Source organism: uncultured Nostoc sp. (assembly GCF_937863485.1).
GTDB lineage: Bacteria > Cyanobacteriota > Cyanobacteriia > Cyanobacteriales > Nostocaceae > Nostoc.
In genome coordinates this window covers 17,064-29,075 of sequence record NZ_CALMFY010000222.1, presented here as the reverse complement: position 1 = coordinate 29,075, position 12,012 = coordinate 17,064, and the positions used below count along the sequence as shown (strand labels likewise).

Here is a 12,012-nt window from a genome sequence, read left to right as displayed (position 1 = left end):
AGGGGAGCCAGTGCGTTGCGGAAGTTCCTTCCGTTGTAGCAACTGGCGTTATGTTACGGCTTCCGTAACGTACCAAAAATTTCTAGGATGGTGCGTTACATTCCTAACGCAACACACCTTACGAAAGTTGTGAATTCCTAGGCGATATTTAAGAAGCCGCTTTGAATCAAGTAGGCGGTATAAGTCATAAACAATTGAGAGTCAATGGGAGGACAAACAATAGAACTGCCTGCTAGTGCATGAAGGGTATCTTGGCAGCTAATATGGGGTCTTCTAGCTTGTAAGTACAAATCAGGAATAGTCAGTTGTTCATCAGACCAGCGTTCCAGTAAAAAGGGTCGCAGAGTATATAAAGGATTGTCCACAGAAGACACATTATTGATTAACTCTGCTTGCCATTCTTCATAGGGAATCATCTTAACTGAATAACCAAATGAGCGTATCCACTCAACTAGTATTTTAAAAGCGGCAGGTTGGGGATGTTGTAAATTGAAAGCTTTGCCTATGGATTCTTTTTGCCGTGATAGATAAACAACGGCTTTACTTACATAGTCCACAGGAGACATATCTAACATATAATCTACATCAGGGAAACTTCCCATTTGTAGACAGCCCTTGGTCATCAAATTGATAAAGTCATGTGTATTACAAATGCCTGTTTTGCTATCTCCTGAAATCAGTGGCGGTCTGTAGATAGTTACAGGAAGTCCTCGATCACGAGCAATCTTGACTAATTTTTCAGCTACCCATTTAGTTTGGGAGTAACCAAGATAAATACCTTCCCAATGATTGAATTCATCCTGTTCTTTGACAACCTTGCCAGCATAAGCAGTCGATTCAAAAACAGCAACACTAGAAACGTAATGTACAGGCTTGACTTTAATTTGACATGCTAATCTCAAAACTTCTTGAGTTCCTAAAACATTGGCTGCTTTCAGTGCCGAGTAGGGAAAAACATAATTCAACAAAGCACCACTATGATAAATAGTATCAATATTGGCAGCTAAAATTTGAAACTGTTCAGAGCCAACACCTAACAATGGCTGAGATAAATCGCCGACAATAGGAATAATTCTGGAGTTAAATTCTTCCTGCCAAATTGCATACTGTTTAAGATTATTTTGGAGTTTGTTTTTGCCTTCTTCAGTATTACCAGCACGCACTAAGCAATAGATATCCGCATTAGTTTCCTGTAGTAATTCCCGGATGACAAAAGCTCCTAAAAAGCCTGTTCCTCCAGTTAAAAAGATGTTTCTGGGTTCACTTACAGGCACATTAGATGCAGCGCCGGGATTGATGGTGGGGTCAAGAACAGCCTCGGCACTCAAATTTAGAACAGAGGGGGCAGCGTTGGCATTAGAAGATGTCTGACGCACAACTTTTGTGTCTTGAACTGGTGAACCCTCTTGCACTTCTTCAGCTAAACGCTGTGAAAGAGCTTCAATACTTGGGTAATGCCACAGGAGCAACGGAGATGGTTGAAATCCTAGCAATTTTTCTAATTTACTTACTAGAATCATTGCTTGGGCTGAATCCAAGCCAGAGTTTTCTAAATGTTCTTTGACATCTATTTCATCAGTTGTTACTCCTAGTAACTCAGCTAAGTTAGATATCAAAAATACTTGAATATCATCTGCTGTAAAAGACTGTTTTATAGTCATTTTTAAATCTCCACTAATGTAGAAGGGACAGGGTGATAGTGACTGTAATAATCGGAAGCTTGCAGTCCTTGGATTTTCAAATTTTGAACACGATACAAAAAGGCTGCACCAGTCATAATTTGATTAGCAACATCAACTACCTGACGATTATTTGCTTCAGACAGGTAGGAACCCCGTACCCAGTCATTGAAACCGCCCATTGCTGGGCCACACCAAATTTGATAATCGACTTCTCTACCTTTTTCACCAGAACTAGACCAACGAGAAGATAATCCTAGATACCAGCGGAAAATCAACGCCATTTTCAGTTTAGGATTATTGACTGCTTTACCCAGTTTTTCAGGATTTTTCTGGGACAAATAAGCCGCTGTTCCTTCCCATACTTCAGCAATACTCTTACGGAAAACTTGTTTTTCTAATTTCTCTCTTTCTACCAAAGGAATCTCTTCAATCGAATCATAAGCGCGATATAGTTCAAATAATTTCTGCGCTCGCATGGGGAACATCGTACCCCGTTTGAGGACTTGCAATTTGACTCCCATTTCAAACATATCTGCCGCTGGGGCCATCATCACATCAGCCATTTCTGCTTGAGCTAGTAATTTTTTGGTATGTTCACAAGCTCCAGATTCAATACATGACTGATTAATTGAGCCGGTCATTACATAAGCAGCACCCATCATAAAGGCTGCTAATGCTGATTGTGGTGTACCAATTCCCCCTGCTACTCCGATTCTAATAGGTGTTTGGTAATGATATTGTGCTTGAATTTCATCCCGCAAGGCAATAATAGAAGGTAACAAACAAACCAGGGGACGGTTATCTGTATGACCCCCAGAATCAGCCTCGACGGTAATATCATCAGCCATCGGAACTTTAGCTGCAAGGGTTGCTTGTAATTCAGTAATTAATCCCTGTTCAAGAAGTTCTTTGAGAATTCTAGCTGGTGCTGGTTGCAAAAATTTAGTAGCAACTTCTCGGCGAGAAATTTTGGCAAGGACTTTATTTTTGATTTCAATTTGATTGGCGTTATTCAATCCCAATCCAGCAACACGGTAATAAACAATGTTGGGGGTCAAGTCGAGAAATGCAGATGCTTCTACTGTTCTCACTTGATATTTGAGGTATAAATCCACAGCCCGGCGTTCAATCGCAGGTTCATTGGGGCTGTGAATTAAATTAAAGGCGTAGGGCCCTTGAGGTAAAGCTTCTTGAATGCGATTTATGGCTACTTCCAAACGTTCTGGAATTAAACCACCTGCACCAAAGGAACTCAAAATTTGCGCTTTTCCTAGTGCTATCACCATTTCTTCAGAAGCAATTCCGCCAGCCATTGCGCCAGTAGCATAGGCATATTTCACTCCATGAAAGGAGAGAAAATTGGGATCTCCAAACTGTTGAATGTGGATCGGTGCTGCAAATGTCAGCAGTTCTACTTGTGCTGTTGTGCCATTATCACCAGGGGATAAATACCCCTCATTAGTGACACCGATTTTTCCGGCAACTTTCACGATGTAACAGGGTTTATCTAACACCATCAATTTACCTTTGATGGTTTGTTGCTCAAAAGATACAGTTTCTAAAGAACCTTTCCAAACCTGGTTTTTGTTATAAGACCAGGCAGAGAAATTAAGACCATTATCGTGTTTACTTAGCACCGTATCTACGGTTGTCACGGCAGTTATCCCTCTGATTACAAGCAATGGATGATAAAAGCTGAAGGGTGTAGACTCTTTATAGGAGTCTATGTTTTCATACCAATTCTCTATGAAGATGCACGTAATAATTATTAAACGAGCTTCCTGCAGGGTAGGGCGCAAAGGAAGAGATAAGTTAAGAATTAGTTGGTGCAAGTTGAGAGAGAATTGGTATGATTTATTAGGATTCGTCGTTAAGCAAATTTTGGGCGCAAGTTAGTTGCAATTGAATGATTTCGCTCATTTGTTGACTATAATCTTGTCTAGCTTGTAAAAAAGCAGTGTGCGCTTTAGTTATCTTTGAATTATTAGCATTGAGCTTTTGATACTGAGTCTTATTTAAATCGAACATGCTGATGATGCTACTAATTTTTTGAGTGATGACAGGTGGAGAAGAAAGAGGAATTTGCTGCCCAATTGCGCTTGACTCAGAAGATTGTAATTGTTCTCTCGGTTCAAAACCGTTATCAATGATATTTTTCGGTTTAACTTCTTCTGGCTGAGTAAGGGATGGCAAGATGTTAGGGAAATAACTTTCTTCTGGGATTATTTTGTTGGAAGTATTAAGAGAATCTGTAATTTCAGATTGTTGGAGATTAGGTATACTTGGATGCTGTTTTTTGAAGCGTTCGCTCCTAAGATACCCAGCAAAATCTTCAACAATTTTGCGATTTTCATCGCTCAAAATTGTAGCAGCGATCGCTTTCCCACCCAAGGTAACTGTTCTCAATGTTGCTTTAGTTTGATTGGTGGTTTCTTGGACTTTGCTGTACAGTGGTGATAAATCCACGTTCACCTGATGACTGAGTAATTTTGCTAATGCTTTGACTATAGAAGCATGGTCATCCATACCTCTACGATTCAGAGAAACTGTGAGGTGTTCTTTCTTGCCAAGAATTTTATCAATCCATCGTGAACAAACACTACCTGCGCCTGCTTCTAAAAATATTCGCACACCATCATCATAGACACGATTAACTAATCGGGGAAAATCAAGCTCTTGGCACAATCCTTTGGCAATGTTGTGAGCGATCGCTTCACTTTCAAGTGCGAGCGGTTGATAATCAGCAGCAGAATAAAAACCGATATCTGGGAGAGTTTGTGATGGTAAAGTGTTTACCTTCTTGATTTCCTCATACTGCGATCGCATCGCCTCACAATGGATTACATGGTCGAAGGGAGCCGGAAAAGCATTACAACCTAGAGTTTGAATTACTCGCTTACAGGCTGCTTCATCACCAGCAATTAACACTTCTTCTGGTGTATTAATTTGAGTTAAATAAACCCGATTCTCATGTTTAAGACATTCTCTTACCTGGGATGGAGTGGCCATGAGAACATAGGTTACCCAAAAGTTGTTTTGTGAATCAGGAACATCTTTCAATCCCCAATATTCACGCACAGCATTTTTAGGACCAGATAATCTATCTCCAAACAAAGGGGATGAGTTTAAAGTGTTACTTCCACCAGAAAAATTGCTCCAAACTCCTTGGGCAGACATCATGCTAGTTTCGCCCAGACTATAGCCAAAGACACATTGTGGTTTGACTTGGAAATCATCTCGAATAATTGTAGTAATCAGTCGAGAATAAGCGATTTCTGTTTCAAACATGGCTAGGGAATCGTCTAGGAATTCTTTTTCAAGAGTTTCTAGTTGCCTAGTGGAAAACTTATGCAAGCTTCGGGGATAAAGTCGCTGATGAATTTCGACGGCACGGTTGGCAAGACTATTGAATATCGTGTCATCGTAGACTTTCGGGAATAAGCGGAAGAGATTCTGACCGATACCCACATAAGAATTGACAGCTGCTGGATAAACGTAAGCGATCGCTCCGGTTTTACCCAATGGTTTAGCTGTGAAATAACTTCCTATTGGTGTTTGCCAATCTGTGCCGTTCTCAAAGGCATTGTTTACACCTTTACGGGCAGATTCAATTTCTTTGAGTAGTTCTTTTTTATTACGTCCTGTGATTGAGAAAACGTATTTTGCCTCAGGATGCCCTTTAAAATTAGCAAATGTTTGACTAGCGGTAGTGGATAAAGAGGAACTAATTTCGATAGTTTGTTGAAGATTGTTAAGTAAATCTGGGATGTTGGAGCGATCGCTAACTGCGATCGGGAACAGATGAAAAGGCATTTGCTGCAAATATCTATTGTCCCGCTCCTCTTGGCTGGGTTCCTCCGATAAGATTAAATGGGCGTAACTCCCATCTATACCCATACTATTAATTGCTGCTATTCTGCGTGTGGCATCTTTATCGACAAACCAAGGTCTTGATTCCATTGCGACATAGAAAGGGCTACCTTCCCATACTTGCGGTGTTTTGACACCAGACCACTTGGGAGTGCCGGGAATATACCTGTAATAAAGACACAGAGCAGTTTTGATTAAGCTAGCGATTCCCGATGCTGTACAGGTGTGACCGATATTGGCTTTAACGCTGCCCAATGCACAGTGCAAACCATTTCCCACTTTCGGATAAGCTTGAAGCAAACCTGTGATTTCGGCTTCATCCTCTTGGGGAATGCCACTACCGAAAACTTCCACATAATTAACATCTGTGGGTTGAATATCTGCAATCTGGAAAGCTTGTTTGCAGACATTGTTGATAGCTGAAGCATCAGGCTTTACCAGAGCGTTACTGACAGTAGAATTATCTTGAGCGAAACTCATTGCATCAATAACTGCATAGATGCGTTCCTTGTCTTCCTTAGCAGTTTCGTAGCGCTTCAGGACGACAGCACCCGCACCTTCGCCAACCGTCCAGCCATTGGCTTGTTGGTCAAAACTCAACGTATTGACACCCGTATTAATTGGTGCAAATTGGTTGCGGAACAAGACATTCTCCACACCACCTGCCAAATCTACTGCACCAACAACCACTGCATCTACTTCTCCAGTAGTGAGTAGCATTTGTGCAACTTCCAACGCCTTAAGGGCAGAATTTTCGCCAGCCGTCATCGTGAATGCAGGGCCAGTGAAATTCCATAAAGTAGAAATTCGACTCGCCATAATGTTGGCGATGTGACTGACATATTCGCCGATTTCTACTGGGTGGTGAATGCTATCTTTGACAATGGTTTCCAGTTGCGCCAGCTGTTCAGCAGGCAAAGAAACTTCTTGCGCGAGTAAGCCGTCCTTAACCTGCCAAGACAGATTCCATCTTTGCTGTAGCTGATGTACAGAAAACTCTGTCTCAGCGGCGACAATAACCGCTACATTGCTACCCTCCTGTAGTTTCGCATCTTTCACGGCGCGATCGGCAACCTTCAAGAGCAATAATTGTTGTGGGTTTAATTTTTCTATTTCATTAGGTGGGATTTTGCACGAGAAAGTATCGATTTCAAAATCTTTGATGTATGCTCCAACTGGTGCTTTAGCATCTGTTAAACCGTACTCTTTCAGGACATTTTCTTGATTTTCTATACCGTGCCATCTTTGAGGCGGTAGGGAAATAAAATGTTGGGTTCCATCATAAATACTCCGTTCAAAAGCATCTAAGCCATTGCAGCTACCGAAAAAGGCATCCATGCCGACAATGGCAATTTTGGTAGGTGGAATAGGTGCTGTTAATTCAACTGGTTGTGCTGTAGTTCCTTGTTCTAAAATCAGATGAGAATTAGTGCCACCAAAACCAAAAGCACTGATAGCTGCCCGTTTAATTGGTGTATTATTATTGGGCCATGACGTAGCTGTTCTAACAATTTTGTCGGCGGAAATTATCCGATTTTCGGAAGCTAAAGGTTCATTAACATTAATGGTTGGTGGAATGACCCCATGAGACATACTCATAATCACTTTAGTCAAGCCAACCATCCCAGCAGCAGTTAGCAAGTGACCAGTATTTGCCTTGGCAGAACCCACCAGAGGCGCAGCTTGATTTTGACCAAAAAATGTTTCTATGGAGTTGAATTCGGTTGTATCTCCTAGCAATGTGCCAGTGGCGTGACACTCTAGATAATCGATGGTTTTGGGACTAATTTTTGCCTCATGATAGGCTCGTTCAAAAGCTAAGAGTTGTCCTTTAGGATTTGGACTAAGTAGGTGCTTACCTTTGCCATCATTTGAGAGTCCATTACTGCAGATAGTGGCGAGAATATTATCGCCATCTCTAACAGCATCAGAATATCTTTTCAGCATCACCATCCCAACACCATCGGCAGGAATTAGCCCTCTAGAGGACTTATCTAAGGGGCGGCTGATCCCGTTTTCTGGATACCCTTGAACACCGGAAAATAACATCCGCACGAATAGGGAATCGGCACAACTTATGGCTCCAGCTAACATGACATCAGCTTTGTGTGACCACAAGTAATGAGATGCTAGTTTAATAGCATAAAATGATGACGAACAAGCAGCATCCAGGCATAAATTAATCTGGGAGAGTGAGAAGGCTTGAGCAATTATAGATGCTGGTAAACCAGATATCATCGCATTGTACAAAGACGCTTTAGTTGCACTTGGGACAGCTAAATCAAAGTCTTCATACTGCAAAAGTTCTCTGACAGCAGGTGCGATCGCTTTCTGGTAAATTGGAGAGAATAATTGATTAGATAATTTTGTCGGGAATGACAAATTACCTAAAATTACGCCGCATTTTGAGAGAACAGTTTCATTACCCCAATAACCACTCTGTACAATTGCTTGTTTAGCGGCATACAATGACCATTTGAAGGTGTTATCTAAGCCAGTAACAAATTCTGATGGGAGATTGTATTCGGAAGAATTAAATTGAAAGTTGCGGATGTACCCGCCTTTGAGGGAATAGGTTTTGTCTGGTGTTCCTTTAACTGGATTGTGAAAGATTGTCGGATCTACTCCGATTTCTTCGACTGTTGCAGTAGATGTCGAATCTTTTTGATTAACAATATTATGCCAGAATTCTTCGGGGTTTTTAGCATCGGGGAATAGACATGATAATCCGATGATGGCTATTTTTTCCACTAGTTATATCCTTAAGGTTTGGGTATTAGGCAAGAGATTTTAAAACGCAGGATTTACGCTGTTCCCCAAACTTTCAAGAGGCGCTTGCTAAAGAAAAAGCTTACGCACAAGGCAAAAAAGGCGCAGAGAGAAGAAGTTGAAAATTACTAGTACACATCGGCGGAAATAAACTACCCCTGACGCTCGAGGACTCGCTAACGCTGCGCTAACGGGTTCGGCAGTTCCTCATGGGGGAAACCCCCATCGCCCTTGGCGTCTCCCCTTGGGAGAAGACCGGACTGCCTCACCATTCTAAATCAACGAAACACTAAAGCTGTATTCATTTTGACTTTTGACTTTTGATTTTTGACTTCCGCTTGCGGTACTAGCTTCTGAGTAATTTCATCGACCAAATAATTGCTTTTGCTCCGAGTAGACGTGAGTAGACTTGTCCTTCTCGATTGTGGATGATAAAATCGGCGGTTGCACTACTGGGTGTTTTGGCTTTCACTTCACAAGAAACGTAAAAGGGTTCATTGGGTGGTGTGGTTGCAAATTGTTCATATTTTGCGACTTGTCCAGGTAAGCAACCTTCTTGATTAAAATGCTGTGTCCAAACCCAGAGTGCGTGCATACTTAGGTCAGTTGTATATGGATTTACCCATTGGACTGGAAATTGTCCTTGTTGTTTATCTGAGATTTGTTCCCACAGACATTGTGTAGTAATTTTTTCTGTGGTGATATTTAGAACTTTTTGGATTTCTTGAAAAGAGGGGCCATGAAATAATGTAGTTTCTCCATTTTGATAAAAAGATTTGCCAGTGAGAGCGATGATATTATCTGGTTCTAAATTCACCGCATCATAAATTGGGATAGTGGGTATTTCTAGTAATAGTTGGATTTTGGCACTGAAATGATAAAACGTTTTTCCATCTGCATTTTTGCTCGATATTTTGGTGTTGAATGTAATCTGTTGAGCATTAGTTTTAGAAATCTCTTCAACATCTAAAATATATTCACTTGCCAGACTTTCATTAAAAGTAATTCCTTTCAAAATTTTGAAATCTTGAGCAGCAAAAAATCTATATCCTGGATAAAGTTGTTCGCAAGAATCAATCATCCATGATAGAGCGCATGTAGCAGGCAACACTGGAGAACCAGCGATCGCATGATCCAATAAAAATGGATTCTCTTCTACTGTCATTCGGCGGCGCATCCGATAGGTACACAGTTCAGAATCTAACTCCCTAGCAAAGGGTACTAGGGGGCTACCAATAACAACTTGTGTATTTTCTCGATAGGTGGGATGCAATTCGTTGACTAACATTTGTGTCCCAGCTTCTACGGGAATCACTTCGATTCCTCGTTCAGCAAAAGCCTTTTTAAGTTCTGGTGACACCATCCCACTATCCCAAGCTCCCCAATTAATTGCCACTACATGACATGAGGGATATTGTTGTTTGAAAAGATGGCCTGATTTATTGAGAATTTCATTAGCGATCGCATAATCAGACTGCCCAATATTTCCATGAAAACCTGTCACAGAAGAAAACAAAACTAAATGCTGAAGTTGACTAGGGTTAACGCAAGTAAGTAGATTTTCTAATCCTTGCACTTTGGCGGTGTAAACTTTTTCAAAATCCTGTTCTGTTTTCTTTTCAATTAACTTATCGGCTAAATTTCCAGCGCCGTGGATAATTCCTGTAATCGGGCCAAGATGTTGCACAGCATTGGCAAGTTTTTCTTGTAAAGCTTGCGTATCTGTGACATCGACGCTAATATATTCTGCTTTAGCTCCTGTTTTTTGAATTGCTGCTAGGGTGCTTTTAATTTCGCGGCTGGAGGTAATTTTGTTATATATCTTTTGCACACTCATGGGTGTGGGCTTCTCTCCTTGGGAAAGAAGATTTTCCATGATGCATTTTTTCAATGCTGATTCATCAGAATTTTGAGCAAAATCTGGCTCGGTTTCTAATAGTTCGGAGCGACCAAGAAGGATGAATTTGCAGGGTTGCTGTTGGGCTAATTTGATAGTACACTCAGCCGTAATCCCTTTTGCACCGCCGCTCACGACAAAGACAGATGATGGACTAAGCTGGGCTGTTTGTGTCATAAATCCTCGTGAATAACTGAATAAATTGGTTTTTTTTGATATACGAACCGCAAAAGGCGCATAGACGCAAAGCGGCTTCCCGCAGGGTAGGACGCAAAGTAAGAGAAATAAGTAATCTTCTTGTATTAAGAAAGAACTAAAAAAACATCCTAATAGCAGTCCTAAAAAATTTGTGAAACTCTCTGTTTATTTCTTCTCTTTGCGCTCTTTGCGTCCTTTGCGGTTCGTTAAAAACAGTAATTTTCACAACTTAAATAGGACTGCTACATCAAAGAATTGATTAACCTACCTTTTTAATCGGCGATAATGGTGACTCGTCCTTGTGAACCATACCCAACTTCACTAATATAAAGATTGGGGTCATGAAGCTCGGCTATGATGTTTTGTACTGACTGTTTGGCGTCAAGTCTGGGACTTAGGTCGATCGCACGGGTAAACACTTTTGGCCATTCCCATCTCAGAGTTTTGGTTAATCCGAATAAACCAGCGCCGATCGCCCCGAAGTTGACTTTGTACTCTAAGCCAAAAGCGCCATCGAGGTGAGCAACTGTGCAGAAACAACTACGTCCATGACGTGCGGCTTTGTTGAGAGAGGGTTTGAGGTGTTTCGCCATCAAAAATACGTGCTTGACGATCGCCTTTTCCTGTTCGTGATAGGGAATTGTCCCGGTGTGATTTCCTACAAATATCGGATGGAGATGGATGAAAGCCCCAATCGCCCCGCAGTGAGATGCGATCGCTTGCAATTGTTGTTGGAGATGTTCTTCACTCAAGTTTGCTAAGGTGACGCGGGTTACTCCTGTGGGTAACGGCGCTTGTTGGGCGATGAGCGATTGGGGGAAGCTGATAACTACTATTTTCCAGCCTTTCTCAATTAAGGATTCAGTTAATTTATAAGTGGTGAGGGAACCATCATCGGTGATTAAACCGATGTGTCCCTCTGGTAACGTGAAATCCAAATAATCGGGCCGTGGTAGGCTTTTGAGTTTGACGGGATGGCGCTGGATATTATGCTCTAATTCGGGTGGCTGTTGGACAAACTCAGGCTCAAACTTTTTTTTTTCACCTCCAGCTAACTGCTGTAGGTAATCGACTATTTGACCAATGGTGCGGAGTTCTCCGAGTTCTTCGATATTTGGCTTGGGTAAGTTGGGGTACATTTCTTGCATCGCCCCTAAGATTTCCACCCGTTTGATGGAGTCAATCCCTAAGTCGGCTTCCATGTCCATGTCCAGTTCCAGCATCTCGACTGGATAGCCGGTCTTATCACTGGTGATCGCTAGTAGGGTTTGACCTAAGTCTACAACTTCATCAATTGCAGCAGGTTCTGGTGCTGGGTTGAATGTGACAACTAGGCTTGGTTCAGGTGAAGTGACTACCTCAACTACGGGTGCAGTCTCTACTAGAATCTCGGTTGGTTGTTGTATTTCGTGAACTGCAATTTCTACAGAAATACTTTTGGAAGCCTGGGATTGCAGATACTCGACGACTTGACCGATGGTGCGGAGTTCTGCCAGTTCTTCGATATTGGGCTTGGGTAGGTTGGGGTACATTTCCTGTAGCGCCCCTAAGATTTCCACCCGTTTGATGGAGTCAATCCCTAAGTCCGCCTCCATG

Annotated in this window: 5 protein-coding genes; all 5 read right to left on the bottom strand. The window is 41.7% G+C overall.

The features are described 5' to 3' along the window. Positions 1 to 137: 137 nt before the first annotated feature. A complete protein-coding gene (locus Q0541_RS30665) occupies positions 138 to 1,661 on the bottom strand; it encodes a thioester reductase domain-containing protein (RefSeq protein WP_298920071.1) in 1,524 nt (507 codons plus the stop codon). A 2-nt stretch (positions 1,662 to 1,663) separates the two neighbouring features. Then, a complete protein-coding gene (locus Q0541_RS30660; RefSeq protein WP_298920069.1) occupies positions 1,664 to 3,337 on the bottom strand; it encodes a PfaD family polyunsaturated fatty acid/polyketide biosynthesis protein in 1,674 nt (557 codons plus the stop codon). Positions 3,338 to 3,539: 202 nt separating this feature from the next. Further along, positions 3,540 to 8,303: a PfaB family protein gene (locus Q0541_RS30655; RefSeq protein ID WP_298920067.1), complete on the bottom strand. Its 4,764-nt coding sequence runs from the start codon at positions 8,301 to 8,303 to the stop codon at positions 3,540 to 3,542. 364 nt (positions 8,304 to 8,667) lie between these two features. Next, entirely contained in the window at positions 8,668 to 10,395 is a 1,728-nt protein-coding gene (locus Q0541_RS30650) for an SDR family NAD(P)-dependent oxidoreductase (protein WP_298920066.1), read from the bottom strand. Between the two features lie 293 nt (positions 10,396 to 10,688). Then, positions 10,689 to 12,012: phosphopantetheine-binding protein (locus tag Q0541_RS30645; protein WP_298920064.1), on the bottom strand; the 1,324-nt coding region annotated here is incomplete at its 5' end.

Excerpts from the sequence above, each read along its gene's own strand:
- Q0541_RS30665 (WP_298920071.1), bottom strand. The coding sequence starts at position 1,661 with ATGACTATAAAACAGTCTTTTACAGCAGATGATATTCAAGTATTTTTG.
- Q0541_RS30650 (WP_298920066.1), bottom strand. The coding sequence starts at position 10,395 with ATGACACAAACAGCCCAGCTTAGTCCATCATCTGTCTTTGTCGTGAGC.